The organism is Pontibacter deserti (genome assembly GCF_023630255.1).
GTDB classification, from domain to species: Bacteria; Bacteroidota; Bacteroidia; order Cytophagales; family Hymenobacteraceae; genus Pontibacter; species Pontibacter deserti.
Map to the genome: position 1 here is coordinate 2,197,058 of NZ_JALPRS010000001.1, position 25,396 is coordinate 2,222,453.

Annotated in this window: 29 protein-coding genes; 14 read left to right on the top strand and 15 right to left on the bottom strand. The window is 43.7% G+C overall.

From position 1 onward, the window contains the following. Positions 1–2 precede the first annotated feature (2 nt). The 4 genes from MJ612_RS09575 (at position 3) to MJ612_RS09590 (ending at position 2,245) form a co-directional block, all read left to right on the top strand. Positions 3–569: a MarC family protein gene (locus MJ612_RS09575; protein ID WP_187033545.1), complete on the top strand. Its 567-nt coding sequence runs from the start codon at positions 3–5 to the stop codon at positions 567–569. A gap of 105 nt (positions 570–674) precedes the next feature. Beyond that, entirely contained in the window at positions 675–1,139 is a 465-nt protein-coding gene (gene rnhA / locus MJ612_RS09580) for a ribonuclease HI (protein WP_187033261.1), read from the top strand. 26 nt (positions 1,140–1,165) lie between these two features. Further along, positions 1,166–1,522, top strand: coding sequence for a helix-turn-helix domain-containing protein (locus tag MJ612_RS09585; RefSeq protein ID WP_187033262.1), 357 nt, complete (start codon positions 1,166–1,168; stop codon positions 1,520–1,522). A gap of 6 nt (positions 1,523–1,528) precedes the next feature. Next, on the top strand, positions 1,529–2,245 hold the full coding sequence (locus tag MJ612_RS09590) for a tRNA1(Val) (adenine(37)-N6)-methyltransferase (protein WP_187033263.1): 717 nt from the start codon (positions 1,529–1,531) through the stop codon (positions 2,243–2,245). A 259-nt stretch (positions 2,246–2,504) separates the two neighbouring features. On the opposite strand, the gene MJ612_RS09595 is transcribed toward MJ612_RS09590, so the two are convergent. Continuing rightward, positions 2,505–3,845 carry a saccharopine dehydrogenase family protein gene (locus MJ612_RS09595; RefSeq protein WP_187033264.1) on the bottom strand — a complete coding sequence of 447 codons (1,341 nt, stop codon included), beginning with the start codon at positions 3,843–3,845 and terminating at the stop codon, positions 2,505–2,507. Positions 3,846–3,975: 130 nt separating this feature from the next. Between MJ612_RS09595 and cdd the strand changes: the two genes are divergently transcribed. The 3 genes from cdd to MJ612_RS09610 all read left to right on the top strand — a co-directional run bounded on the left by cdd (position 3,976) and on the right by MJ612_RS09610 (position 6,255). Next, positions 3,976–4,461, top strand: coding sequence for a cytidine deaminase (gene cdd, locus MJ612_RS09600; protein WP_187033265.1), 486 nt, complete (start codon positions 3,976–3,978; stop codon positions 4,459–4,461). 57 nt (positions 4,462–4,518) lie between these two features. Next, complete coding sequence (locus MJ612_RS09605; protein ID WP_187033266.1) at positions 4,519–5,166, top strand: alpha/beta hydrolase; 648 nt, start codon at positions 4,519–4,521, stop codon at positions 5,164–5,166. 258 nt (positions 5,167–5,424) lie between these two features. Continuing rightward, on the top strand, positions 5,425–6,255 hold the full coding sequence (locus MJ612_RS09610) for a hypothetical protein (protein WP_187033267.1): 831 nt from the start codon (positions 5,425–5,427) through the stop codon (positions 6,253–6,255). Between the two features lie 123 nt (positions 6,256–6,378). Here MJ612_RS09610 and MJ612_RS09615 read toward each other — a convergent pair whose 3' ends face one another. Continuing rightward, positions 6,379–6,780, bottom strand: coding sequence for a VOC family protein (locus MJ612_RS09615; RefSeq protein ID WP_187033268.1), 402 nt, complete (start codon positions 6,778–6,780; stop codon positions 6,379–6,381). 102 nt (positions 6,781–6,882) lie between these two features. On the opposite strand from MJ612_RS09615, the gene MJ612_RS09620 reads away from it, so the two are divergent. Continuing rightward, the gene (locus MJ612_RS09620; RefSeq protein ID WP_187033269.1) at positions 6,883–7,737 is read left to right on the top strand and encodes a hypothetical protein; all 855 of its coding nucleotides are present in this window, start codon (positions 6,883–6,885) and stop codon (positions 7,735–7,737) included. 48 nt (positions 7,738–7,785) lie between these two features. On the opposite strand, the gene lgt is transcribed toward MJ612_RS09620, so the two are convergent. The 5 genes from lgt to MJ612_RS09645 all read right to left on the bottom strand — a co-directional run bounded on the left by lgt (position 7,786) and on the right by MJ612_RS09645 (position 13,185). Beyond that, a complete protein-coding gene (lgt, locus tag MJ612_RS09625; protein WP_187033270.1) occupies positions 7,786–8,637 on the bottom strand; it encodes a prolipoprotein diacylglyceryl transferase in 852 nt (283 codons plus the stop codon). Positions 8,638–8,785: 148 nt separating this feature from the next. Next, complete coding sequence (nadE, locus tag MJ612_RS09630; RefSeq protein WP_187033271.1) at positions 8,786–10,672, bottom strand: NAD(+) synthase; 1,887 nt, start codon at positions 10,670–10,672, stop codon at positions 8,786–8,788. 232 nt (positions 10,673–10,904) lie between these two features. Continuing rightward, positions 10,905–11,639 carry a ribonuclease III gene (gene rnc, locus MJ612_RS09635; RefSeq protein WP_187033272.1) on the bottom strand — a complete coding sequence of 245 codons (735 nt, stop codon included), beginning with the start codon at positions 11,637–11,639 and terminating at the stop codon, positions 10,905–10,907. Beyond that, entirely contained in the window at positions 11,639–12,892 is a 1,254-nt protein-coding gene (fabF, locus tag MJ612_RS09640) for a beta-ketoacyl-ACP synthase II (protein ID WP_187033273.1), read from the bottom strand. Before fabF ends, rnc begins: the two co-directional genes overlap by 1 nt. 56 nt (positions 12,893–12,948) lie before the next feature. Next, positions 12,949–13,185 (bottom strand): acyl carrier protein, encoded by a 237-nt coding sequence (locus tag MJ612_RS09645; protein WP_026462992.1) that lies wholly within the window; start codon positions 13,183–13,185, stop codon positions 12,949–12,951. A gap of 154 nt (positions 13,186–13,339) precedes the next feature. Here MJ612_RS09645 and MJ612_RS09650 point away from each other — a divergent pair, with 154 nt between their 5' ends. Together MJ612_RS09650 and pyk are read left to right on the top strand one after the other, a co-directional pair. After that, a complete protein-coding gene (locus MJ612_RS09650; RefSeq protein WP_187033274.1) occupies positions 13,340–13,768 on the top strand; it encodes an IPExxxVDY family protein in 429 nt (142 codons plus the stop codon). A 2-nt stretch (positions 13,769–13,770) separates the two neighbouring features. Then, on the top strand, positions 13,771–15,198 hold the full coding sequence (gene pyk / locus MJ612_RS09655) for a pyruvate kinase (protein ID WP_187033275.1): 1,428 nt from the start codon (positions 13,771–13,773) through the stop codon (positions 15,196–15,198). A gap of 188 nt (positions 15,199–15,386) precedes the next feature. Here pyk and rpsT read toward each other — a convergent pair whose 3' ends face one another. The 3 genes from rpsT to MJ612_RS09670 all read right to left on the bottom strand — a co-directional run bounded on the left by rpsT (position 15,387) and on the right by MJ612_RS09670 (position 16,854). Beyond that, positions 15,387–15,644, bottom strand: coding sequence for a 30S ribosomal protein S20 (rpsT, locus tag MJ612_RS09660; RefSeq protein WP_187033276.1), 258 nt, complete (start codon positions 15,642–15,644; stop codon positions 15,387–15,389). 274 nt (positions 15,645–15,918) lie between these two features. Beyond that, entirely contained in the window at positions 15,919–16,377 is a 459-nt protein-coding gene (locus MJ612_RS09665; protein WP_187033277.1) for a hypothetical protein, read from the bottom strand. Positions 16,378–16,488: 111 nt separating this feature from the next. After that, on the bottom strand, positions 16,489–16,854 hold the full coding sequence (locus MJ612_RS09670; RefSeq protein WP_187033278.1) for a hypothetical protein: 366 nt from the start codon (positions 16,852–16,854) through the stop codon (positions 16,489–16,491). Between the two features lie 156 nt (positions 16,855–17,010). Between MJ612_RS09670 and MJ612_RS09675 the strand changes: the two genes are divergently transcribed. After that, positions 17,011–17,976, top strand: coding sequence for a YheT family hydrolase (locus MJ612_RS09675; protein WP_187033279.1), 966 nt, complete (start codon positions 17,011–17,013; stop codon positions 17,974–17,976). A 244-nt stretch (positions 17,977–18,220) separates the two neighbouring features. On the opposite strand, the gene rsmG is transcribed toward MJ612_RS09675, so the two are convergent. From rsmG to MJ612_RS09695, 4 genes are all read right to left on the bottom strand, one after another. Then, a complete protein-coding gene (gene rsmG / locus MJ612_RS09680; RefSeq protein WP_187033280.1) occupies positions 18,221–18,859 on the bottom strand; it encodes a 16S rRNA (guanine(527)-N(7))-methyltransferase RsmG in 639 nt (212 codons plus the stop codon). Positions 18,860–18,891: 32 nt separating this feature from the next. After that, the gene (locus MJ612_RS09685) at positions 18,892–19,113 is read right to left on the bottom strand and encodes a hypothetical protein (protein WP_187033281.1); all 222 of its coding nucleotides are present in this window, start codon (positions 19,111–19,113) and stop codon (positions 18,892–18,894) included. 158 nt (positions 19,114–19,271) lie between these two features. Beyond that, a complete protein-coding gene (locus tag MJ612_RS09690; RefSeq protein ID WP_162347085.1) occupies positions 19,272–19,880 on the bottom strand; it encodes an RNA polymerase sigma factor in 609 nt (202 codons plus the stop codon). After that, positions 19,871–20,974: a glycosyltransferase gene (locus tag MJ612_RS09695; RefSeq protein WP_187033282.1), complete on the bottom strand. Its 1,104-nt coding sequence runs from the start codon at positions 20,972–20,974 to the stop codon at positions 19,871–19,873. Before MJ612_RS09695 ends, MJ612_RS09690 begins: the two co-directional genes overlap by 10 nt. A gap of 295 nt (positions 20,975–21,269) precedes the next feature. On the opposite strand from MJ612_RS09695, the gene tgt reads away from it, so the two are divergent. The 3 genes from tgt to MJ612_RS09710 all read left to right on the top strand — a co-directional run bounded on the left by tgt (position 21,270) and on the right by MJ612_RS09710 (position 24,511). Continuing rightward, the gene (gene tgt / locus MJ612_RS09700) at positions 21,270–22,400 is read left to right on the top strand and encodes a tRNA guanosine(34) transglycosylase Tgt (protein ID WP_187033283.1); all 1,131 of its coding nucleotides are present in this window, start codon (positions 21,270–21,272) and stop codon (positions 22,398–22,400) included. A gap of 93 nt (positions 22,401–22,493) precedes the next feature. Continuing rightward, positions 22,494–23,570, top strand: coding sequence for an LptF/LptG family permease (locus tag MJ612_RS09705; protein WP_187033284.1), 1,077 nt, complete (start codon positions 22,494–22,496; stop codon positions 23,568–23,570). Further along, entirely contained in the window at positions 23,570–24,511 is a 942-nt protein-coding gene (locus tag MJ612_RS09710) for a DMT family transporter (RefSeq protein WP_187033285.1), read from the top strand. The genes MJ612_RS09705 and MJ612_RS09710 overlap by 1 nt, the downstream gene beginning before the upstream one ends. Here MJ612_RS09710 and ispE read toward each other — a convergent pair. Then, a complete protein-coding gene (gene ispE, locus MJ612_RS09715) occupies positions 24,467–25,276 on the bottom strand; it encodes a 4-(cytidine 5'-diphospho)-2-C-methyl-D-erythritol kinase (RefSeq protein ID WP_187033286.1) in 810 nt (269 codons plus the stop codon). The genes MJ612_RS09710 and ispE overlap by 45 nt on opposite strands. Between the last annotated feature and the right edge of the window lie 120 nt (positions 25,277–25,396).

Genomic DNA, 25,396 nt, shown 5'->3' on the forward strand with positions numbered 1-25,396 from the left:
ATATTTTTAACTTCAAGGAAATCATATCAGTTACGCTGATCCTTTTTGCGATCATCGATATTCTGGGCTCTATACCGATCATTATTAAACTGCGTCAGCGCGAAGGTGTCATTCAATCTGAGAAGGCAACCATCATTTCCGGCATCCTGATGATCGCATTCCTGTTTGTGGGTGATGGAATCCTCAAACTTTTCGGAATTGATTTTGAGTCGTTCGCTATGGCGGGTGCTATCATCATTTTCCTGATTGGTCTGGAGATGCTGCTCGGCAAAGACTTTTTCCATACCGATCCTGAAATTAAAAGTGGCTCTATAGTTCCGCTGGCTTTTCCGCTTATAGTTGGTGCCGGCACCATGACCACCCTCCTATCGCTGCGTGCCGCTTATTCGGTACCTAACATTCTGGTGGGTATTATACTTAACCTGCTGTTCGTGTATGTGGTACTAAAAGGCTCCGGCTGGATAGAGCAAAAGCTTGGCAAAGCAGGCGCTGACGTACTACGTAAAGTATTCGGGGTTATACTTCTAGCAATCGCTATCAAGTTATTCAAGAGCAACCTGCCGATTTAATCCTTATAATTTGAAAATATGGAGATGTGAAGATGTGGAAATGACTCACCACATATTATTTATCATTTTCAAATCTTCAAATTCTCAAATCTACAAATCATATAAATGATCGAAATATTTACAGACGGTGCTTCGCGAGGGAACCCGGGGCCAGGCGGCTATGGTGTTATACTTCGCTGGGGCCCGCACGTGAAAGAGCTGTCTGCCGGCTTCCGCAAAACCACCAACAACCGCATGGAGTTGCTGGCCGTGATCGTGGGGCTGGAAGCAATTACCAAACCAGGCATACCTATTACCATTTACTCCGACTCTAAGTATGTAGTGGATGCTGTTGAAAAGCGCTGGGTGTTTGGCTGGCAGAAAAAAGGCTTTGCCGGTAAAGCCAATGGTGACCTGTGGGCTCGTTTTTTGCGCATTTACGCTAAGCACAATGTTAAATTTGTATGGGTACGCGGCCACGCCGGCCACCCCGAAAACGAACGCTGCGACGAATTAGCCGTTGCCGCTGCCCTCTCGCCTAACCTGCCTGCCGACGAAGGCTTTGAATCGGGTATGTTTAATTCCAAGTAATATATATTTTTACTATTCTTGTCTATATGACAATAGGTGAAAGAATTAGAACTGCGCGGAAAGCTGCCAAAATGAGTGGAGAGCAACTTGGCGCAGCTATTGGAGTGAGTAAATCTCAAATTTCCAATATAGAAAAAGGGACTAGCGATGTAACAAGAGCCAATGCTATTGTAATTTCATCTATTCTCAATGTAAGCTTGAACTGGTTATTGTTCGGTTTAGAAGATGAGACAACTACTCAAATTATCACCATCAATGATACGTCGCCACATAAACATTCTGAATGTGAACAACGTTTGGCTTTAGCATTAGTAGAAATTGATGGACTGAAAAAAGAAATAGAATTGTATAAGCAGCTTGTTGAAGCATTAAAAAATAAATAAGCCTAAATGGCAAATTCCTATTTCCAGTTCAAGCAGTTTCGGGTAGAGCAGGGTAATTGCGCCATGAAGGTTTGCACCGACTCGTGTTTGTTTGGGGCAATGGTAGATGTGCGGCAGGCAAAGCGCATCCTGGATATTGGTACTGGTACAGGTTTGCTTTCGCTGATGGTGGCGCAACGGTCGGAGGCAAGTATAGATGCAGTGGAGATTAATACGGAGGCAGCCACACAGGCCGCTGAAAACTTTGCCCTCAGCCCTTGGCAGGATAGACTACAACTGCACCCGGTAAGTTTGCAGGAATTTGCCAAGTATAACCAGCAGTACTACGACGTTATACTTTCAAATCCTCCCTTTTTTCTGGCCTCGCTTAAATCGGGCAATGCAGCTAAAGACAGCGCCAAACACACCGGCGATCTTTTTTTTGAAGACATCCTGGCCTTTGCACAAAAGCATCTAACTCCTGAAGGGAAACTATACATTTTACTTCCTCCCCCCGAGGCCAGACACTTTGCAGAACTGGCAACCGATCACCAGCTATACTTAGCCGGAACAACAGAGGTCTTCACTTACATCAACGGGCAGTGCATCCGCCACATCCAAACTTACACTTTTGTAGAACAGCCCTCCCCAACTATAAACCAACTCCACATCCGCGAAGCTGATAAAGTAACCTATACTTCTGAATTTACTGAGTTGCTACGCCACTATTACCTGCATTTATAGTTTTAATAGCGCGAGCGTCTCGCCCTCGCTCGCCTCTGGCGAGTGTGAGCTACCAGCGGACTCTGGCCGCTTTAGTTTAAATTTTAGCTATACTTTAGATTAGTAGATAAACGTGGCGAGACACCACCAAATAACTTATACTCCCCAGAGGCGAGCGAGGGCTTCGAGGGTAACTAGAGTGAATTTAATACAAGATTGGCCGGAGGTCCAACTATAATTCGACACAAGAGAGGACGCTCGCGCCATAAAAATATTATAGTTAAGTCAGAACGGTTTCCCGCTCTACAAAATTAATTCCATAGGCTTTCAGTTCTTCCAGCACCGGCTCGTATAGCTCCGGATGAATTGGAATAACTACTCCTCGGTGGGTGATTTTGCCCTGCAGCAGCAATTTGGCAAGTATAGCAACCGGCAAGCCTACAGTTTTTGCCATGGCGGTGTGCACTTCATCGTCACCTTTCACTACCAACGAAGAGGTAAGTTCGTGCTTTTCCCCTGCCAGTTCGTATTCAAACAAATGCTGCATCACGATCATATCCTTATCGCCGGGAGCCAGCTGCCATTTCTCTTTCAGTATCTTTTCCAATACCTGCGCCGGAGTGGCACCTGCAAGTTCTACAGGCTTCTCAGTAAACAGATCCAGCCAGGCTAATTTCTGAAGCACAACACTTTGTTCGTCTATATTTAAATAAGCAGCCACCCTTTTTTCTATACTTTCGCCGTTATAGGCAGGCGGCAGAAAAGCTTCCAGGTAGCTGCGGTAGGTCATGTTCTCCGAGTCCTCTAAAGTATAGCTATCGTCGGTAAGGCCTAGTTGCACAAAAGCATCCCAGGCAGCACAGTAACCGGGTTTGCGCAAAGTGCCACGTAGCATGGTTGGTATATCGAGCAGGTTGTATGGTTCGCGGTAACTAAGCGAGTCGCGATTGGCATAGCCCTCAAAGTAACCGTATCCTTCCACATAAATCTCATCGGTGCGGCGGAAAAGCTGGTGATACGGAATGTACTTGTACCCACCATCTTTTATATACTTGGCGGTACCCTGCCCGGCTAATACTACATTGCGTGGGTTCCATGTAAACTTATAGTTCCAGGGGTTGGTGTCAGACTCAGGTGCTACAAGGCCACCGGTATAAGATTTAAAAGAAGTAAGCTTGCCGCCTTTAGCCTGAATGTGATTAATTGCTGCCATTGCCGACATATGGTCTATACCCGGGTCTAGTCCAGACTCCATAAGTATAGTCAGGTTCTTTTGCTGTGCTTGGGTATGCAGTTCTAAAAAAGCAGGTGTAACATATGATGCCGTGATCAGGTGCTTTTCCTGCTTCAGACACTCCTTCGCTACCTCAATATGAAACATAGCCGGCAATAGCGATATTACCAGGTCTGCCTGCTTTACCTCTGCTTCGCGTTGCGCATCATCGTGCACATCAAACACAATTGCTTCGGCAAACGATAGCTCATCAACGATAGGGTGCAGGTGGTTTACCACGATATCACCTATTCTAATGTGCCAGCTTTCTGTAGGAGCATGCTGTAAAAGATAAGCGATGAGTGAGGAAGCGGAACGGCCGGCGCCAAGCAGCAGTATATTTTTCATAGGTAGTGCAAGTCTGAATCTGTTTTCAAGATAAGGATTAAGGACAATAAGCGAAAGCTTTCATTGCTTTTCAGGAATATAGCGCTAAATTTATAGCCCTTTTCTAATTTTTGTATTGATACGAACCTGAATGGCAACTAAACTGACCATTAACATAAACATTGACGTGCTGGAGTCGGCTGCTGAACTAAGTGAGCAGGAACTGAAGGCCATGGAACTGGCACAACAGGCCGCCGCCGATGCTTATGCCCCTTATTCTAATTTTCTGGTTGGCGCAGCCCTGGTACTGGAAGACGGCACCATGTTTAAAGGCAGCAACCAGGAAAATGCAGCTTACCCATCTGGCTTGTGTGCAGAACGTACGGCCTTGTTTGGCTTAAGTGCCCACTACCCTAACGCAAAAATTAAATTACTGGCTGTTACTGCCCGCCGCCGTCATGAGCAGGAGTTTTTACCGGCTATGCCCTGTGGGGCCTGCCGCCAGGTAATGGCAGAGTACGAGTTCAAGCAAAAGGAGCCGATTCCGGTGTTGTTGCAAGCCGCTGATGGTAAATTCTATCGTTTTAAATCCGTAGCTGACCTGTTGCCTTTCCAGTTTACTCCAGAGCACTTATAGACAAGAAGATTAAGCGTTGGTACTGCCTTAAAGCAGCTTTATAGTCATCCCTTTTTCATGACCGAACAACACCTGCTAACACAGCGCACCGCCCGGTACTATACTTTAGGCACAGCATCAGAGCAAATCACTGATCTTTGGATCGTTTGTCACGGGTATGGGCAGCTGGCGCGTTATTTTCTTCGTCATTTTGCCCCACTGGATAATGGTCGCACCCTTATAGTTGCCCCGGAAGCTTTGTCGCGGTTTTACCTGGACGGCTTTTCGGGGAGAGTGGGTGCCACCTGGATGACCAAGGAAGATCGACTTGCTGAAATTGAAGACCAGGCTACTTATTTGAACCTGCTGTTACAGACCCAACTTCAGCAATTACCTGCCAGCGTGCGGGTAACTATACTTGGCTTTTCGCAGGGTGGTGCTACGGTTAGTCGCTGGCTGGCCTCCGGTGCTGCACCTGTGCACCGGCTTATACTCTGGGCCGCCTCCTTCCCCGAGGACATTGATTTTAGCAGCGGCAAAGCTGCGTTTGAGCACCTGCCCGTAGTTATAGTTTATGGTACCCAAGATGAATTTATAACCTCGGAATCCCTGAAGAAGAAGCAGCAACTCATGAACGAACTAGGCATACAACCCCAGGTTTATACTTTTGAAGGCGGCCATACTTTACATAGTGAGACTCTTCTACTGGTAGACAAAACGCTCTGATCGCTCGTCTGTCTTTATTCCTTAAACTTCAGAAGCTTCCCTTTCTTCCTGTTTCTTAGCCTTATTGGCTATAGTAGCTGCTCCCTATATTATATGCTTTACATATAAATTGGGTAAACATACATTTTTAGTTAGTATAAATATTTAAATATTTTATTTACATATTTATATTTGCATCAACTTGCTCTCTACCTATAGTTCGCATTGGCAACCCTGTTTTGCGACTCGAAATCCATTTAACAATCTAAAAAACATCTTATGAAAAAACTATGGATGCACAGCCAGAAACTGGTGCAAATGATGTCGTTAATTTTTGTAGCAGCTTTAGCCGGGTGCGATAGTAACCAGGATATAGCACCATCTGCTTCTACTGCTAATCTGCAAAAAGCACATGGAGCCGAAACAAAGATCTTTTATGGCCCTGCGACTGAGGTTGGAGAAGGTACTGCCAGGGTATGGGTAGAGACGCTGCAAGGCAAACCAACTGCATTAGGTATAGAACTTACCGAAGAAGCTTTGAACAACCTGGAGGCTTACGACCTGTTTGAAACGACATTGAAACTGCCAGGTCAGGCGCACGCAACTGGTTTCAAAACTGTTGCAGTTGGCTGGAACCCAATGGGCCACGAACCTGAAGGAGTTTATACGTTGCCACACTTCGACTTCCATTTTTTCCTGCAGACCGAAGGACAGATCATGCAGATAGAAGGTGGCCCTGATCCTGAAGCCTGGTCTTTAGCAGGAACTGTATTTCCAGCATTTTATACTTTCGGCCCGGAACCTTTAGCTGTACCGCATATGGGCGTGCATTGGGTCGATTTCAGATCTCCTGAATTTTCTCCTGCAGGTTTTTCCAGAACGTTCATCTATGGTTCTGACCAGGATAAAGTTACTTTCTTAGAACCTATGATAACCCTGGAGTACTTACTAGGCTTAGCTGTGGGCGAATCCGAAACTATACCTGTACCATCACTGCTTTCTTACGAAGATCCGGGTTATTATCCTGAATCTTACACCATCAGCCACAACACCGACGGAACCTACTCTATTATACTTACCGATCTGGTTTGGCATAACAGCAACAGATAACAACTAATCTATTCTGTTGATACCCTTCGAAGTATAGGCAACTCAGTTTATACTTTGGAGGGTATTTTATTTTATCTGAGTCAAGAACCTCGATTATGTGAATCGAGGTTCTTGTTTTATAGTTTATTCCTTACCCCTCTCCCACATGCCTTCCATCACCACTTCCAGCAAGTGTAGGTCAGGGTCCCGGAAGTAAAACGATAAAAAGCCGCCGCCCCAGTCATACTCCTGTTCCAGTTGTATACCATTCTGTTCAACTTCTGCTTTAGTTTTGTGATACTGCTCTTTACTAACCTCAAAGGCCAGGTGTAATTGTCCGCTCCCGAAGTGTGGTGGCAGACTGCCGGGCTTCCGCGATACAGCTGCTATGAAACACAATAATACAGAGCTCCCTACCCTGAAAAATATGTGTCGCCCAGGCACCTCCCCTATCACTTTAAACTTCAGTAGCCCGTTGTAAAAGGCTTTGGTCTGTGCAAGGTCGGTTACGTAAAGGCAGGTTTCTTTTATTTTAATGCTATCCATTGCTCTTCAAAAAAGGTCATTCTCATATTTCTATATAGCAAACGTATCTCCTGATGGTACGTTAAGGGAGGGTATCAGCACCTTTTATACTCCACAAATGCTATGAAGCTTATGATTAAGATTTTTATTGTTTTCTTATCTGTACTGGCTATTGCCTTTTACTTTTTACGAGATAATATTTTTCCGGAAGCTACAACATCTGAAGTTGCCACTGATAAGTTTGAAACATTAGCCCAGCTGCCCCACGATGTGCAGGAAAGCTCAGGTATAGAAGTGATGCCCGGTGACGGTAATTATATTACACACAACGATGCAGGTAACCAGCCTTATCTGTATGAGATAAACGGGAAAGGCAAACTGGTAAAAACTCATAAAATGAAGTTGCCCAACGTAGACTGGGAAGACCTGGCCCGTGACAATAATGACAATTTATACATCAGCGACACCGGCAACAACGACAATAAACGCAACGATTTTGCTATCTATAAAGTGAGCTTCAGTAATCTAAAAAAGCCTGAAGCTATCCGCTTTACCTACGAAGATCAGAAAGGCAAAACCTCTAAAAAAGATAAGAATAGTTTTGATTGCGAAGCCCTTTTCTGGAATAATGGTAATTTATACCTGGTTACAAAAGACCGAAATGGCAGCGACGAAGCCAAAGTATACCAGCTAACAGATAAACCCGGGAAACAAAAAGCACGGAAAATTGGTGTAGTAAAAATGAAAGAAGCTGTTACCGGTGCTACTGTCAGTCCTGATGCAAGTATGGTAGCCTTGTTAAGCGAAGAAAGAATTCACCTGTTTCAGAATGTAGCATCGCCGGATAAATTCTTTAAAGGCAAGGCCAGAGAGATAAGCATTACTGGTGCCGGACAAACCGAAGGAATCACATTTAAAGACAACCAGACGCTTATACTTACCAGCGAAGGCGGCAGCCTTTTCAGGTATACTTTGTAAGCACTACCTATAAAAAAGGGCTGTAGTTTATCTCTACAGCCCTTTTTGTTATCTCGCTTCTGCCAGTTTACCACCTGGCAATGCTGGCCTCGGGTTCTGCCATACTTTGAACAATACAAACAAACCAACAAGTATAAGTGGTATACTTAATAGCTGCCCGATATTCAGTGTCATAGTTGCTTCTTTAGCTACCTGGTCTTCTTTCAGAAACTCAACTATAAAGCGGAAGCTGAACAGCAGCGTTACAAACAGCCCGAATAGTAAACCAAGTGGCAGCGCCTGCTTATACTTTTTCCAGAGCCAGTATAATAATACAAAAAGTCCGAACACCATTAAAGATTCATATAACTGTGCCGGATGGCGCGGGTCTTGTGATGCGGCTACGCCGTTAATAATTTCGTTGTTACGCAAAAACTTAAACGCCCAGGGCACATCGGTTACTTTACCAATTATCTCGGAGTTCATCAGGTTACCCAAACGGATAAGCGCACCACCCAGGGCTACAACTATCACAATGCGGTCTAACACCCACATGTAGTTAAACTTATGATTGCGGCTAAACAACCACAGCGCGAAAAGTATACCTATAGTTGCTCCATGGCTGGCAAGTCCGCCTTCCCATATTTTCAGTATCTCAATGGGGTTTTTCAAGTAGTATTCCGGCGAATAAAAAAGCGTATGTCCTAAACGTGCACCAACCACTGTACCGATGATCATGTAAAGTGTAATAGCATCTACATCGCCTTCGGTGCGGCCTTCGGTTACATAAATTTTACTTAGGATGCGTTGCCCGAATACAAAAGCAAGTGCGAAAAATAAACCATACCAACGAACAGAAACAGGTCCGATATTAAATATTTCAGGATCTACGTTCCAGGTAATAAAATTCAGTAAGCTCATAATAAGGGTGATGATCGTGTGTAGCCAAAGTTACAATAAATCGGGCAGGTACAAAACGGAAGGTTTACTACTATAAAGTATAGGCTTCTAAAATAGAGATTTGTACTTCATAAAAAAGGCTTCTTTAAAAGAAGCCACTTTTTAATTTTTATTCCTGCTCAAGCTGTTTCAGTTCATCCCTGAAGCTACCACTCAGTATCGGGAAGCGCAGCCAACTGCGCGGGTCAAGGCTATAATCATCTAGGTGGAAAGAGGGAGCAAAACGCTCGCGCTTCCATTGGTTACGACTCCACAAAGTATAAAACTTCTGTACCCATAGCTTTATAGTATCGGTATCGGCTATGCCTGCTTCCAGCAGTTTATTGTATACTTCGTTTGGTGAGTAGCGATCATAAAAGGCCAGCCGTTCTATCTGGTTCAACACTTCGTATGGCATCAGGTCTTTTTCGTCAGTCTGTGCTTCTTTTGCCGGGCGTAGTTCTGCGGTAGGTTGTAGCCTGTTTACATATTGTAATCCTTCGTATCCGAGTTCCCGCTCGCACCAAACTAGGAACTGCCTCACAAATGCTTTATCTATACCTGCAATAGGAGAAATACTACCGGCTGTGTCGCCATCCATGGTTGCGTAACCAACAGCAGCTTCACTTCTGTTTGATGTTGCCAGTAGCAATGCACTCTTTATGTTTGCCAGCATCCAGATAGCAGGAGCACGTACCCTTGCCTGAATATTTTGAAGTGTTATGTCATCTTCGGCCCATGTAAGAGGTCTGTCAATAGCTCCTTCAATAATAGAAGTATATCCTTTTACCTGCTCGTCTATTGTCCAGCTATAAAATACGGCCCCAATGCTGTTAGCCAGTTCTTTCGCAGAAGTATAAGTATCATCAGAGGAGTTTATAGTTCCCTGGTATGCGCAGGTAAGTAAACGGCTAACTAATTCTCGGGTAACCTGTTCTTTAGAAAGTGTGTCGAAATAAGCAGCATCTTTAAGCGTGAACATCTTTGTTTTGCCCACAAACCCTAATACGCCCAAACTTTCTATACCCCGACGCACCATCTCTGCTACAGCCACTGCGCACAACGAAGAATCGGCACCACCACTCAACGACAGCACAAATCCACGGCTATAACTTTTGCGCATATAATCGAACAGGCCAAGGCTTAAAGCAGCCATTAGTTCTTTGTTCTCATCTATTGGAGGCAGGTAATGTATAACTTCTTCCGAGACAGGGGTATCAGTGAATGTAACTTCTGCCACTTCCATGTCCACATTTTTGAAGCAGAGCAGGTCGTTGCGTTTAATCACCCTCCCGTTTTGTGCAATAAGTACTTCACCGTCATAGATCACTTTCCCGGCTTCGTTGCCCAGCAGGTTAGCATACAAGTAAGTACATTGATATTTTTTTGATGCTTCTACTACCAAACGGTAACGCACATCTGTTTTACTCAGAGCAAAATGACTGGCACTTGGGTTAAGTATAAGCTGTACTCCTTTAGCCATGTGGCGCTCAGCCGGACGGTTTGGCCGCCACGCATCTTCACATATCTCGAAGGCAAATTTTACACCCTGCTCCTCGTAAATCAGGTCACCAATTTTATACTTCTGCCCCAGTATCTCAAACTCGCCCACCTGGTTAGCCGGCCATTCGGTAAACCAGCGAGGTTCGTAATGTATGCCATCTTTAGCCAGAAATTGCTTAGCTGTAAAACCTACAATCTCTTGATTCCTGATAACGCAAGCCGTGTTATATACTTGTTTATCAATCCAGATATGAATTCCAACACACACTGTAATACCGGCGCACCAATCCTTTATCTGCAGCAATTTCTGAAACGCTTCCTCACCCAGCCATGGGCTCAGGAAAAGATCTTCGCAACCATAGCCGGTAATACTTAATTCAGGCAGCAGCAGAATATCAACGTCATGGGTAATCGCCTCAGTAATGGCATCCTTAATATTTTGCAGATTGTTGTCCCAATCGAGTGGGGTTTGGTTCAGAGCAGCGCCTGCCAGCGTGAGTCGGATTTCTTTCATAGGGTAGTTAAACGCAAGTATATTGAGGCAAGTTAAAGTTAATTGCTGATTGTTGGATGTTTAATTGTTGCTGGACTACCTGATAAATTCTAAGATTTCTGGCAACTGAAATTGGAGTGCTTCACAAGAGAAGTATATTACTAGGTACCTTATTTAGCAACTATGGCTATAAAACAAAAAAGGCCGAGAAACATATTCCCAGCCAAAAATTCAGCAATTTAACAATCAGTAATTAAGAAATCTTCAGTATTTCGAGGCTCTTTTCAGCAGCTGCCTGGTCGGCTTTCTTCTTAGACAGGCCAACACCTGTAGCCACAGGCTTATCGCCAATGTATACTTCGGTTGTGAATTCGGTAGTGTTACCCTGCTGCTTCTTTTTTATGTTTTCGAACCTGATCTCCATGTTCTGGCTCTGCGCCCACTCAATCAGCTTACTTTTAAAGTTAGCAGTAGTGTTTACCAATTTGTGCAGGTCAACGTGCGGTTTAATGAGCTTACCAAGTATAAACTGGCGCGTCATGTTATAACCTTTATCCAGGTAAATAGCACCTACCAATGCCTCCAGCGCATTACCGTTAACTGACTTATGCCTGTTAGAGCCGGTTTCTACTTTTACCAGCAGGTTTAACCCGATTTTTACGGCAATATGGTTCAGCGACTCACGGTTAACAATACGTGAGCGGATTTCGGTTAGAAAACCTTCGTCTTCGTACGGAAACTTACGGAAAAGCAGTTCAGCTACTACGGCACCTAATACGGCATCCCCCAAAAATTCCAGTCGCTCGTTTGTATCGTGCTTGCTGCTTGCTGCCTGGCGTGCAAACGAGGTATGCGTAAGCGCAAGTTTATACAACCTAATATTATCGGGTGTATTGCCAATAATACCGGCAATAGCGCGTACTAAATCTCTGTCTTTGTTAAAAACTCTCTGGTAGAAACGCCGAACCGGTTTAATAGGACCAAACACTAATCTTTCAGTTCTCTGAAAATTACAGATGTGTTATGACCACCAAATCCGAATGTATTGCTCAACGCTACTTTCACGTCGCGCTTCTGTGCCTTGTTGAACGTAAAGTTCAACTTCGGATTAAAGCTTTCGTCGTCAGTAAAGTGGTTAATAGTTGGCGGAACCAAACCGTTTTTGATGGCCAGAATAGACGCAATTGCCTCTATAGCACCGGCAGCACCCAACAAGTGGCCCGTCATGGATTTGGTAGAGCTGATGTTCAGCTTATAGGCATGTTCTCCGAACACGGTTTCTATCGCTTTAGCTTCGCTAACGTCGCCAAGTGGTGTAGATGTACCATGTACGTTAATGTAATCTACCTCTTCAGGTTTAATTTTTGCATCACGTAATGCATTTTTCATTACGTTAAGTGCACCTAAACCTTCTGGGTGTGGAGCTGTAATGTGGTAAGCATCTGCTGACATACCGCCACCTAATATTTCGGCATAGATCTTCGCACCGCGGGCCTTTGCATGCTCATACTCTTCCAGTATAATAGCACCGGCACCTTCGCCAAGCACGAAACCATCACGGTCTTTATCAAATGGGCGGGATGCAGTTTCAGGAGAATCATTGCGCTCTGAAAGGGCTTTCAGGGCATTGAATCCACCTATACCAGCTTCTGTTACTGCTGCTTCCGAACCTCCCGAAACGATGACATCAGCTATACCTAAACGGATATAGTTAAAGGCATCAAGCAGGGCGTTGGTAGCAGAAGCACAGGCTGAAACTGTTACAAAGTTTGGCCCACGGAAGCCATACTTTATAGATATTTGTCCTGCGCTGATGTCAGCGATCATTTTTGGAATGAAGAACGGGTTGAAACGCGGAGTTCCATCGCCATTGGCGAAGTTCACGCATTCTTCCTGGAACGTGCGCAGACCGCCAATTCCAGAACCCCAGATCACCCCAACTCTGTCAGGATCGAAGTTTCCTTCTGTTAGGTTTGCGTCTTGTACCGCCTCGTCGGCTACTACAAGCGCAAACTGCGTAAACAAGTCCATTTTTCGGGCTTCCTTACGATCAAAGTATTTTTCAGGATCGTATCCCTTTATTTCACAGGCGAACTGTGTTTTAAACTTACTCGCGTCGAAGCGTGTGATAGGCGCGGCCCCACTCACGCCATTAGACAGGCCGTCCCAGTATTCTGCAACGGTATTTCCAAGTGGCGTGAGTGCGCCTAGCCCAGTAACTACAACTCTCTTAAGCTCCATAAGCTGTTACCAGAGGATAGATAGTAGAAAAATTCTTATAATAAAAACAGAAGGTATTATTTAGCGTGCTCTTCCAGGTAGCTGATAGCTTGACCTACAGTGCCGATGTTTTCAGCCTGATCATCTGGAATAGATACGTTAAACTCTTTCTCGAATTCCATGATAAGTTCAACTGTATCCAATGAATCTGCGCCAAGGTCGTTTGTGAAGCTAGCCTCAGGAGTAACCTCTGACTCTTCCACGCCAAGCTTATCGATGATGATAGCTTTTACTTTTTCTGCGATTTCTGACATTTTTCTTATAGTTTATTAAAACACTGTGCAAAGAAATATAAATAGACAGACAATGTCAAAAAAAATTACTCTATTCGTGTTATTACAAAAGTTTTGACGTCTGACTATAGTTTTACGAACTAGCTTCTTTAAATTTAGGGGCCAAAGTTTAAACATGAAAACATTTTACCTTGATACCGACTATGCGTACGATTTTGACCTGTATGGGTTGGTTTCGCCGGACAAAGAGTACAAGGTGGCCTGGTGGTTGAACAAGCTATTTTCGATGCACCTAACCAAACAAAAAGATTTGTGTTATACTTTGCCAGGCAGAGAACAACTACTGGTTTCTAATTACGAGTTTAGTACCGACCATAGTATCATAAGACTGTTCCGGAACAGAGGCGTAGGCACAAGTACTATTCGTAAGCCGTTTTTGCTCCCTGATATAAAGGAATATGATTATGTATTACAGATAGCAGGATCAACTTCTAAGTTATCTGCTCAGAATTTTATTAACACACTGCTTCGCATCCCGTTAGTACAGTATGTGAAAAAGTTCGACCCCCAATTACTTAAATTTAAGGAGAATCTGATTTTTTAAATATGAATATTACCTTTAACAAAACAAAAGTACTTGCAACGGTAGGTCCCGCTTCCAACACTTTCGAGAGCCTGTTAGCACTGGTGCAGGAAGGTGTTGATGCTTTCAGACTTAACTTCTCTCATGGCGAGCATTCAGAGCACCTTGAAGTTATTAAGCATGTAAGAGAAATTAATCGCCAGTTTAACACAACCGTTTGCCTGGTACAAGACCTGCAGGGACCTAAGATCCGGATGGGTGAAGTTGAAAATGGCGGAGTTGAAATAAAGCAGGGACAGGAGATCTTACTTCGCTGCGACGGTTCTCTAAGCACAGCGGATAAACTAGCCACTAACTATAAGCAACTGGCAAAAGATGTAAAAGTTGGTGATGCTATACTTATAGATGATGGTAAACTGGAGCTTAAAGTGCTGCATACCGATCATGACATGGAAGTGCGCTGCGAAGTTATTTATGGCGGCGTGGTAAAGCCACGTAAAGGAATCAACCTACCTGACACAAGTGTATCTGCTCCTTCACTTACCGAAAAAGATTTACGTGATCTGCACTTCGGCCTTGACCATGACATAGAGTGGGTAGCCTTGTCTTTTGTAAGAACTGTAAAGGATATTCAGGAGATCAAACGCATTATTGAAGAGCGTGGTAAAGATACCCGCGTTATAGCCAAAATCGAGAAGCCGGAAGCGATCAAGAACATTGACGAGATTATAGATGCTACGGATGCGATCATGGTAGCCCGCGGAGACCTGGGTGTAGAAGTTGGTATGGAGAAAGTACCTATGATCCAGAAGATGGTGGTTGAGAAAAGTAATCGTGCCGCTAAGCCGGTAATTATTGCTACCCAGATGATGGAAAGTATGATCGTGAATCCGCGCCCTACCCGTGCCGAAACCAACGACATTGCTAACGCTGTAATAGACGGGGCTGACTGCCTTATGTTAAGTGCGGAAACTGCTGTAGGTGCTTACCCTGTTGAAACTATCCGCAGTATGAACCTTACCATCCGGACGGTAGAAACCCATGCAGATATCTTCAACAAAAACTTTGTGCTAAACCCGCACTCGCCTCACTTCTGCAACGATAGTTTGGTAGCCAATGCCTGTAACCTGGCCCGCGACACCAATGCCCGTGCTATTATCGGTATGACCAAGTCAGGATACACAGCGTTTCAATTAGCTAAGTACAGACCAAAATCAGATATCTTTATTTTTACAGAGAACTATAAGCTGCTTTATACTTTAAACTTGGTTTGGGGTGTAAGAGGCTTCCACTATGATAAGTTTGAATCTACAGATGCTACCATTGCTGATATTAAGCAAGCACTGTTAGATGGCGGCTTTATAGATAAAGGGGATGTTTTCATCAACACAGCCAGTATGCCTATTAACGAACAAAAGCGTACTAACATGATCAAGCTAAGTATAGCTTAGACAGTAAATAACAAAATAAAAGCGGCGGCAATAGATGCTCTATTGCCGCCGCTTTTATTTTGTGGCTATACTTCCCTTCTTTTATAGTAGTCCTATCTTATCAGTCTCAGACACAAGTAGAATTATTCAGAAACACAAAAAGCCTTGCGCGTATGCACAAGGCTCTTGCTATTATATTCCTGCAAAAATTAAGCAGCTAGTCCGTTTACAAACTTAGCAAGTTTAGACTTGTTATGAGCCGCTTTGTTTTTGTGGATGATGTTTTTCTTAGCCAGACGGTCAATCATTGAAGAAACTGTTTTGTACAGCTCTTGCGCCTCGGCCTGATCAGTCGTGTTTTTCAATTTCTTGATAAATGTACGAGTAGTTTTCGCCTGGTATCTGTTGCGAAGACGTTTAGCGTTGTTCGCTCTGATTCTCTTTAATGCCGACTTATGGTTAGCCATGTTATTTTATACTGATTAAATATTTTGTTCCGTATCTTGAATGAGTTTGCAAAGGTAAATGCTTTGCTTCTAATTTCCAAAGGTAACTCCTGATAAAATATTTTGAAGCCCCTCTGTTTGTAACTCTGCAAAGGTAGCATTTACATTATATATTCTGCAACTCTAACACTGCATATATTATGCTACTACTATAAAGATTGCGGAATAAAGCATGAAAAACAAAAGCCGCTGCAACTATAGGCTGCAGCGGCTTTTGTTTTTATACTAACTGATCTTAGTTATTATCGTTATCGGCTTTAACATCAACGTCTACATCAATGTCATCAATTTTACCCAAGCGTTTCTGAACTTTGTTTTCAAACTCATTCCAGTCAGCTTTGGTTTCTTCCCAATCACGACGGGTTTCGTCATCCCATGTAGAAGACTCCGCTTCAAATTTGGCTTCTTTTTCCTTATACTCTGCACGCATCTCACGGTATTCGTCAGCAGTTACAGTTTCAGCTTTATCGGTATTTGTTTTTACCCAGCCAGAGAACTCATCGTACTCTTGGTTAGCTTCAGCACCAGCTTCGTTCAGCTCAGCATTAGCTTCTGCGTTCTCTTCACTTACCTCAGTTTGTGCTTCATCTACTTCAGCATTGGTTTCGTTCTGAGTTTCCTGGTTACAGGCAAAAGTAAATGCTCCTAAGGCTAGAGCAAGACCTATCGTTTTAAATTTAGATGCAATTTTCATAGTAATATATTATTTGTTTCTGCTCTCTTATACGCTATATATCAAATATTGATATAGTAAATATTCAATTTCAATATTCTGGCTAAGACCAAGCTCTTTTTAATTGCAACATCATTCTTCCTTTACCGTGTCCATGTCTAAGTCGGCATCAACAGCTTCCACTCTCTGATCTTTTTGTTTAACCTGCTGTTCTGCTTCTGCCCATTTTGCTTTTATCCCCTCCCATTGCTGCCTGGTCTGGTCATCCCATTTATCACTTTCGGCCTCCAATTCAGATACCCTGTTTTCATACTCTGTATTCAACTCCTCCCACTCCTCGTTGGTCAGCATCGGGGCACGTTCAGCATTCTGATTTACCCAATTACTGAAATCGCTGAGGTCGCGACTGGCTTCCTGTTTTGTATTTGGATCGCAGGCAATAAGACAGGTACATAGCAGTACCGGCAGCCACATTTTTAGATTAGATATAAACTTCATAGTCTTTATAGTTGTTTTGCTTAAACCGTATACGAGCAATTTGGCTGTAGCATTTGTCTTACTTAAAAGATATAAATTTGCAATGCGCTGTAAGCATAACATTTTATTTGCACTCGTATACTATACTATCTAGTGTAGTACTTCAACTTTACCGCCATGCCTATCCTAACATCAACTCACAAGGCACCCTTTTACCTTTTTAACGGCCACCTCCAAACTATTATCCCTGGCTTGTTCAGGCAGGTAGAAGGAATAACGTACACACGCGAACGTCTTTTTACTCCTGATCTGGATTTTATTGATGTAGACTGGTCTCAGGTAGGCTCAGAGAGTTTAGTTATACTTTCGCATGGCCTGGAGGGAGATAGTAGCAGACCTTACATATTGGGCATGGTGCGCGCTTTTAATGAACGTGGCCTGGATGCCCTTGCCTGGAACTACAGAAGCTGTAGCGGCGAACCTAATAAACTGCTCCGGTCTTATCACCTTGGTGCTTCCGACGACCTGCAGTTTGTAATAGAACATGCTTTGCAAACCGGCAACTATAACACCATACATCTGATCGGTTTTAGTGCAGGCGGAAACATAACGCTTAAATATCTGGGGGAGAACCCGACTCAGGTACCATCAGAGGTAAAACGTGCTGTAGTATTTTCTGTACCGGTAGATCTGAAAGCATCTGCCCAAAAGATCTCGCGTGTGTATACGCAGCGCTTTCTTAAAACTTTGGGAGAGAAACTGGAGCAGAAGCGACAACTTTACCCGGAAGAAGTGGACCTGACTGACTACAGTATTTTCTGGACCTTTCCTGAATTTGATAATCGGTATACAGCGCCCATACATGGCTTTAAAAATGCTGATGATTATTATGCCCGCGTTAGCTCTAAACAGTTTCTGCAGGACATACAGAAGCCGACACTGTTGGTAAATGCCAAGAACGACCCGTTTCTGGCAGAAGAATGTTACCCGTTCGAAGAGGCAAAGACCAACCCCTACTTTTATTTTGAGATGCCTGAGAATGGCGGCCACGTAGGCTTTGCCGAGGACTTCAGAAAAAATATTTATTATTCTGAGGCGCGGGCTGTAAGGTTTTTATTAGAAGAGGGAAGATATTGCTTGTAATGCTTTGGTTTGTATCTAGTTGACCTTATGAGCCTTAACAAGATACCTGTTCTTTTTTCTAAGCAAAGTCAACTATAGCAGTTACAGAAAAACTCCCTTCCTTAAACAAGAAAAGGATAAAGGGGTGGCTAGATTCCAGTAACCATAAAACTATAGATTAGACGATCACTGGATCTGCGCACGCTGCGAGGTTTAGAAGCCTCCTATTAATCTTCAAAATCCTGGAAATCCTAATTTGGACATTTTATTTCAATGGAACATACACCACTTTCTTTGTCTCGAAGAATTCTTCTGTAAAGTAGTCACTAAGATCAAACTGTTTGGTAATTAATCCTGATTCGGCAATCTCTTCTTCCAGGTCGCCGCCCTTCAGGTAGTATAAGCCTTCTATCGGGGAGCCAGTTTTCTTAAAACTGTTCATGATCCAGGGCCAGAAATTAGCCAGACGGGTAACGGCTCGACTTACTACAAAATCAAATTTATCACGCACCTGTTCTGCCCTGGTATGGGAGGCAGTTACATTTTGAAGATGCAGCTCACGTGCAATCTCCTGCACCACGTGTATCTTCTTACCAATAGAATCTACAAGGTGAAACTTTACATCCGGAAACATAACGGCTAGTGGCAAACCCGGTAAGCCACCGCCTGTGCCCACATCCAGTACCGAAGTATGCTCCGGAAACTGAACTACCTTTGCTATGCCCAATGAGTGTAAGATATGGTGCACCCCTAACTGGTCCATGTCCTTACGCGAGATCACGTTTATTTTCTGGTTCCACTCCTGGTACAGCTCGCCCATACGCTCATACTTTTGCAGTTGGTCTTCGGTAAGCTCCGGAAAGTAACCCGATAATAAAGTGCGGATAGCAGTAGAATGAGGCATGTTTATAGTTAGAAAGTTAGAGAGTTAAAAAGTTATACGGTAGTAAAATACAGCAGCACAGCCACCAGGCCTACTACAGCCACTACAGCCAGCGCCATAAGTATATCGAACAGCAGCATTACTCCGGCATTGCGGTACTGGCCTTCGTATTTTATACTTAGCTCCCGCTCTATCTTTTCTATGTTACGCAAACGCAACTGTAAGTATAGTTTACCTGCACGCGAAAGTATAGTATCTGTTAAGGAACGAGGCATTGTTATCGTATACTCCTGAGTCTTGCTACTTGTATTCTAAATAGGCTGCAAAAGTATAAAATAAGTATGGTATTGGCACTAAAAGTATAAAGCCCCTGCTGCTTACGGGCAACAGGGGCTTTTAACGTAATCAATAGTAACCTTAATTTTATTTCGTATTAGATCAGGTGTTTCTTGTTTTTCACCATATCATAGAGCAACTCGCGGGCGCGGTGCAGCTGGGCTTTTACAGTACCCAGTGGCGCGTTCAGCTCGGTTGCTATTTCTTCGTAGCTTAGCTCGTTAAAGTAACGCAGTGTAACCAGTCGTTGGTATTTTTCTGGCAGCTTAGCCACCACATACTGCATAATCTCGATCTTCTGATTTTTGATCGCCTCTTCCTGCGGGTTCAGGTTCTTATCCTTAAAGTCTATCGTAATCTCATCGCCATTATCAATTTTAATAGCTGAGTCGATGCTCATGGTCTTGATCCTGTTTTTTCGGATAAAGTCGATGCAGTTGTTTGTAGCAATTCGGAACAACCAGGTACTGAAGGCATATTCCGGGTTAAACTTGTGCAGGTTTCTGAAGGCCTTTGCAAAAGCTTCTATCGTTAAGTCTTCGGCATCGTCGGCGTTGCGCACCATTTTGAGTACCACGTGGTACACAGGCTTTTTATAGATACTCATCAGCTCAGCATACGCTTTCTCGTCGTTATCTTCAACGGCTGCTTGTATCAGCTTGAAATCGTGTTTTGCTTTCGCTGAGAATTGTTTATTTACTTCCATCTGATTCGTTTATACAGTAGTACAGATATACCAAGGAACAGGTAATTAAAAAAGTACACAATGTCGAGTACCGGCAATAAAAACAAGGAGAGCTTGTCGTTTAGTCTGCGAGCTACTGATGTATACGCGGAAAACATTACAATGTACCGCAAACCGACTAAAGCGGCTAATATAGCTAAATGACTATTTACAACAAGAAGAATGATAGCTAATACGTAAAAAAGAATGTTCGAGATTACGAATGCGCCAACTTTTCTTTTATCATTTGCCTTGTATTGCTTACCAACAGATAAATGTCTTCTTTTTTGGGTAAACCATTCCCGAAACGTCTTTTTGGGAATACTCCAGGTCTGTGCCTCTTTGTCTATAACAATATTTACTTTGCTATTGTTGACGGCATCTCTAACAAAAAGGTCATCATCGCCGCCAGTTGTTTTGATATGAGAGGCAAACCCTTTGTTTCTAAAGAAACACGCTTTCGTATAAGATAAGTTTCTGCCTACCCCCATATAGGCGTGTCCTTTGTTTGCCTGAGACAAATACTGAATAGCCGTTAGTAATGTTTCATAACGGATAAGATGATTCAAAAATCCTTTTAATTGTGCATATGGAGAGTAGCCAAGTACCAAATCACCCCCTGTTACATATCCACTTTGCATCTTTTCTATCCATTTCGAACTATAAGGCCGGCAGTCAGCATCGGTAAATAGCATGTGCTCGTACTTTGCTGCACGTATACCTAAGGCTAACGCATATTTCTTCGGGTTAAGATATTCCGGTGTCTTTTTTACAGTAACAACTTTAAAATTCGGGAACTGCCGCTCCAGCTCGAACAGGTAAAATTCAGTATCATCTTCTGAACGGTCGTTTACTACCAGCACTTCAAATTCAGGATATTCCTGGTCCAGCAGCATAGGCAAAAGCTCAAACAGGTTGTCCTGCTCGTTATGGGCAGCAACTATAACTGATACCGGAACATGTTTTGTAACCTCCGGATCCCGGTGACGACTGAGAGGGAAAAAGTAGACAAGAGCGTAATATAACTGCACCAGCACACAAAGGCCAAGCAGCACTAAAAGTATAAGTGAGATCAAGATGAGTAAAAGTTTATTTCAGATTGTCGGATCGTAAAATTATCAGGTGGTTTAATTGCATCACCAGCAGCAACAGTTCAATCAGGCTGCAAACAAACCAATTTCCAAATATCTCTCAAAAATAGGTATTCTATGGGCATTTCCGAATGCTGATGCTAATTATTAAATGTTTAAGGTTTGTACTGCTGCTATTCGTATCTTTGCGGCTTATTTACAGGAAGTATAATAAACTGCTGGTGAGCACACATAGCTGCAGGCAGGAGCTTCTCTATCCGAGGAGCATTTAAAGCACGATATGCAATTTTCGTTAGTAGCAACAGATAAACAATCCAAAGCGCGTGCAGGCGTAGTACAAACTGATCACGGTGCCATCGAAACGCCTATTTTTATGCCGGTGGGTACGGCAGGTACCGTTAAAGCCGTGCACCAGCGCGAACTAAAAGAAGACATAAAAGCTGAGATCATACTGGGCAACACCTACCATTTATACCTGCGCCCGGGCCTGCAGGTACTGGAGCAGGCTGGTGGCCTACACAAGTTCAATGGCTGGGACAGACCTATACTTACCGACAGTGGTGGTTACCAGGTATTCTCGCTGGCAGGTACGCGCAAGATCAAAGAAGAAGGGGTAAAGTTTAAGTCGCATATAGATGGCTCTGCCATGGACTTTACACCAGAGAATGTGATGGATACGCAACGCACCATTGGCGCTGACATAATCATGGCCTTCGATGAGTGTACTCCCTACCCTTGCGATTATACTTACGCCAAGAACTCGATGGAGCGCACACACCGCTGGCTGCAACGCTGTGTAAACAGGTTTGACAGTACCGAGCCAAAGTATGGCTATTCGCAAACGCTATTCCCTATAGTGCAGGGTAGCACTTACAAAGACCTGCGTGTGCAATCTGCAGAAACTATTGCAAGCTTCGGTAGAGAAGGTAATGCTATCGGTGGTTTGTCGGTAGGTGAACCTGCCGAGATGATGTATGAGATGACAGAAGTGGTGTGCGACATACTGCCAAAAGACAAGCCTCGTTACCTGATGGGTGTTGGTACACCAGCTAATATACTGGAGAACATTGCATTGGGCGTAGATATGTTTGACTGTGTATTGCCAACCCGTAACGCCCGTAACGGAATGTTGTTTACCACGCAGGGGGTTATCAATATCCGTAATAAAAAATGGGCCGATGACTATAGCCCGATAGATGCGGAACTGGGCGGCTATGTAAGCACGTTCTACACCAAGGCTTATTTACGACATCTGATACACAGCGGCGAGTACCTGGCAGGGCAAATAGCCAGCGTGCATAATCTTACCTTCTATTTATGGTTGGTAAAGCAGGCACGCCAGCAGATCATTAACGGCACTTTCCGGGATTGGAAAGACGTGATGGTAAAGAAATTAATGACACGGTTGTAGTTAGAGAGTTAAAGAAGTAAGAGTTAGAGAATGTATCTTTAATTCTTAAATTCTTAAACTCTCTAACTCCTAAACTCTTAAACTATAAATCTATTGAAGCTCCTCGATTGGTATATACTGAAGAAGTTCCTGAGCACCTTTGTGTTCGCGGTGTTGATATTGGTGTCCATTATTTTGGTAATTGATTTTACTGAGAAGAACGACGACTTTATCCAGGAAAATGTAGCTGTATCAGAGATCATATTTGATTATTACATCAACCTGATCCCCTTTTACGCGAACATGCTTAGCCCCATTACGGTGTTTATAGCAACTGTATTTGTTACAGCTAAGCTGGCATCGCATACAGAGATTGTGGCTATGCTAAGTAGTGGTATTAGTTTCCGCAGATTAATGGTGCCTTATGTTGTTGGTGCTACGCTTATTGGTGCGCTCATATTTGGTTTAATTGGCTGGGTAATACCAAATGCCAATAAAAAGAGCGTAGCCTTCCAGGTGAAGTATGTAAAGAGCCCTTATACTTACGACAGTCGTAATATCCATATCAAAATAGCGCCGGATACTTATGTGTACATGGAAAGCTATAACAACAATGCCCACATTGGTTATAATTTTGCGCTGGAGCAAATTACTGGAACTTCACTGAAGAGTAAGCTGACATCCAATAGTATTTCTTGGGACGAAGAAGCCGGCAAATGGCACATGGATTTTTATACTTTGCGTACCTTTAACGGCGAAAAGGAAACCATCTTTAAAGGTCAGGATCTGGACACTACACTGAACATGCGCCCGAAGGATTTTGAAAGTACCTATAAACTGGAGCAAACCCTTACCCTGACAGAACTTAACAAATTTATTGCTGAGAAAAAGCAACGCGGAGCTGACGACCTTGAAATTTACCTGGTAGAGAAGTATGAACGCTTCAGCTATCCTTTTGCCATTATTATACTTACCGTTATAGGAGTGATTGTAAGTGCGCGTAAAGCACGTGGTGGTGTAGGTGTGCAGATTGCGTTAGGTTTCTTCCTGGCATTCGTGTTTATTGTTTTTGTTATTACCAGCCGCAGCTTGGCGCAGGTTGGTGATATTCCGCCATCTATTGCCGCCTGGATACCCATTATAGTTTTCACCGGGATCGGCTTTTTACTTTACCGTTACATACCGCGCTAATGCCCCGATTAAAAGATTTTTTAGAGCTTCACTTTGTTATTTTACTGTGGGGCTTCACAGCTATACTTGGTAAGCTCATAACTATACCTGCCGTTGAAATGGTAGCTATACGTACACTGATAACTGCACTGGCACTTGGCCTGATCATCTATAAAACAAACGCTCCTTTCTGGCTGGGTCATGTTAGAGGGCTGCAGATGCTGGGAGTTGGTTTTTTAATAGCAGCCCACTGGATTCTGTTCTTTGCTGCTGCACGTGTATCATCGGTCTCTATCTGTTTAATTGGTATGGCCACCGCCAGCCTCTGGACTTCTTTCCTGGAGCCAATGTTTACAAAGAAAAAGATAAAGCCTTACGAGGTATTCCTGGCGCTCCTGATCATACTTGGTCTATACATTATTTTCCGGAAAGAAACAGACTTTAACAGTTTCCTGGGTATTAGCATGGCCATAGGCTCGGCTCTACTGGCATCTATCTTTACTATCATAAATGCTGGGCTGGTAAAAAAGATACCATCCACTACCATTACCTGCTACGAAATGGGCGGTGCTTTTCTGGGTACAATCTTATTCCTACCGGTTTATGCGGTATATTTTGTAGAGGGAAATCAGCTGAATTTTAACCTGATCCCGATGGATTGGGTGTACCTGGCAGTACTTATACTTGCCTGTACAGTTTATGCCTACACAGCCGGTGTACGTTTAATGCAGCGCATCTCCGCCTTTACCATGAACCTGACCGTGAACCTGGAGCCTGTGTACGGCATTATCCTGGCTATTTTTATTTTTAACGAAAGCAGCCAGCTATCTGCAGAGTTCTATATTGGCGCAGGCATAATTCTGATGAGTGTATTTATCTACCCTGTAATTAATACGGTTGCAGAACGACGCAAAAAATTACAGAAGGCCTTTCCAGAGGAGGTAGTGCTTCGGGAAGACTAAATTCGCCGGAGCATCGCCTTTAAAAATGCCATACACAGCAGAGCCTGAGCCTGTCATAGAAGCATAAGCAGCTCCTGCCTCGTATAAATTTGCTTTTAGCTCCGCCAGCTCCGAATACTTTGGAAACAGTGACTTCTCAAAATCATTGTGCATGATGTCTTTCCAGAGCCTGATATCCTGTTTCAGCACCATTTCGATGGTACAGGTTGGCTTCTCGGGTGTTACGCCGGCATATGCCTCAGCGGTTGTAATGTGTATGCCCGGATACACGATCACGCAACTATAGCCACTCAAATCTATAATGGCAGGATCAAAAACATCGCCTCGTTCTACAGCAATTACAGGCTTGTTCTCTATAAAAAAAGCGCAGTCGCTGCCCAGCTGACGTGCATAATCCTGCAAAGCCTCTACTGACAGGTTCAGTTCGAACTGCTTGTTCAGGATACGCAGTACAAAGGCAGCATCTGCAGAGCCTCCACCCAAACCGGCTCCCATAGGTATAACCTTGTGCAGGTGCATGTGCACAGGCGGCAGCTTATGTTCCTTCTCCAGCAGTTTGTAAGCTTGCAAACACAAGTTGGATTCCGGATTGCCGGGTACAGGTAGCCCGCTCATTGTAAAGCTATTCTCTTCAGCAGGCAAAATCTCCAGCGCATCGCACCACTGCACCGGGTAAAAGCACGACTCCAGGTTATGGAAACCATCAGGTCGCTTCTTTATTATCTGTAAGCCTAAATTTATCTTGGCGTTCGGGAAATCAAGCATAAAGGGTAGTATTATTGCTGCAAGTAAGCAAATAACGGTTATTGTCTGTACTTGTTCGGGTCTGTTTTTACGGCCAGCACTTTATTTTTAAAACTTCAGTATCCGTGGCAAACATACTGA

What these genes read in the sequence shown, in the direction of transcription:
- cdd (WP_187033265.1), top strand. Translation starts at nt 3,976, where the DNA reads ATGGCAACTAAACTGACCATTAACATAAACATTGACGTGCTGGAGTCG.
- MJ612_RS09690 (WP_162347085.1), bottom strand. Translation starts at nt 19,880, where the DNA reads ATGGAAGTAAATAAACAATTCTCAGCGAAAGCAAAACACGATTTCAAG.
- nadE (WP_187033271.1), bottom strand. Translation starts at nt 10,672, where the DNA reads ATGAAAGAAATCCGACTCACGCTGGCAGGCGCTGCTCTGAACCAAACC.
- MJ612_RS09585 (WP_187033262.1), top strand. Translation starts at nt 1,166, where the DNA reads ATGACAATAGGTGAAAGAATTAGAACTGCGCGGAAAGCTGCCAAAATG.
- MJ612_RS09595 (WP_187033264.1), bottom strand. Translation starts at nt 3,845, where the DNA reads ATGAAAAATATACTGCTGCTTGGCGCCGGCCGTTCCGCTTCCTCACTC.
- pyk (WP_187033275.1), top strand. Translation starts at nt 13,771, where the DNA reads ATGAATATTACCTTTAACAAAACAAAAGTACTTGCAACGGTAGGTCCC.
- MJ612_RS09670 (WP_187033278.1), bottom strand. Translation starts at nt 16,854, where the DNA reads ATGAAGTTTATATCTAATCTAAAAATGTGGCTGCCGGTACTGCTATGT.
- MJ612_RS09610 (WP_187033267.1), top strand. Translation starts at nt 5,425, where the DNA reads ATGAAAAAACTATGGATGCACAGCCAGAAACTGGTGCAAATGATGTCG.
- MJ612_RS09685 (WP_187033281.1), bottom strand. Translation starts at nt 19,113, where the DNA reads ATGCCTCGTTCCTTAACAGATACTATACTTTCGCGTGCAGGTAAACTA.
- MJ612_RS09645 (WP_026462992.1), bottom strand. Translation starts at nt 13,185, where the DNA reads ATGTCAGAAATCGCAGAAAAAGTAAAAGCTATCATCATCGATAAGCTT.
- rpsT (WP_187033276.1), bottom strand. Translation starts at nt 15,644, where the DNA reads ATGGCTAACCATAAGTCGGCATTAAAGAGAATCAGAGCGAACAACGCT.
- MJ612_RS09605 (WP_187033266.1), top strand. Translation starts at nt 4,519, where the DNA reads ATGACCGAACAACACCTGCTAACACAGCGCACCGCCCGGTACTATACT.
- MJ612_RS09615 (WP_187033268.1), bottom strand. Translation starts at nt 6,780, where the DNA reads ATGGATAGCATTAAAATAAAAGAAACCTGCCTTTACGTAACCGACCTT.
- tgt (WP_187033283.1), top strand. Translation starts at nt 21,270, where the DNA reads ATGCAATTTTCGTTAGTAGCAACAGATAAACAATCCAAAGCGCGTGCA.
- MJ612_RS09710 (WP_187033285.1), top strand. Translation starts at nt 23,570, where the DNA reads ATGCCCCGATTAAAAGATTTTTTAGAGCTTCACTTTGTTATTTTACTG.
- MJ612_RS09620 (WP_187033269.1), top strand. Translation starts at nt 6,883, where the DNA reads ATGAAGCTTATGATTAAGATTTTTATTGTTTTCTTATCTGTACTGGCT.
- MJ612_RS09590 (WP_187033263.1), top strand. Translation starts at nt 1,529, where the DNA reads ATGGCAAATTCCTATTTCCAGTTCAAGCAGTTTCGGGTAGAGCAGGGT.
- MJ612_RS09675 (WP_187033279.1), top strand. Translation starts at nt 17,011, where the DNA reads ATGCCTATCCTAACATCAACTCACAAGGCACCCTTTTACCTTTTTAAC.
- ispE (WP_187033286.1), bottom strand. Translation starts at nt 25,276, where the DNA reads ATGCTTGATTTCCCGAACGCCAAGATAAATTTAGGCTTACAGATAATA.
- rsmG (WP_187033280.1), bottom strand. Translation starts at nt 18,859, where the DNA reads ATGCCTCATTCTACTGCTATCCGCACTTTATTATCGGGTTACTTTCCG.
- fabF (WP_187033273.1), bottom strand. Translation starts at nt 12,892, where the DNA reads ATGGAGCTTAAGAGAGTTGTAGTTACTGGGCTAGGCGCACTCACGCCA.
- MJ612_RS09650 (WP_187033274.1), top strand. Translation starts at nt 13,340, where the DNA reads ATGAAAACATTTTACCTTGATACCGACTATGCGTACGATTTTGACCTG.
- lgt (WP_187033270.1), bottom strand. Translation starts at nt 8,637, where the DNA reads ATGAGCTTACTGAATTTTATTACCTGGAACGTAGATCCTGAAATATTT.
- rnhA (WP_187033261.1), top strand. Translation starts at nt 675, where the DNA reads ATGATCGAAATATTTACAGACGGTGCTTCGCGAGGGAACCCGGGGCCA.
- MJ612_RS09665 (WP_187033277.1), bottom strand. Translation starts at nt 16,377, where the DNA reads ATGAAAATTGCATCTAAATTTAAAACGATAGGTCTTGCTCTAGCCTTA.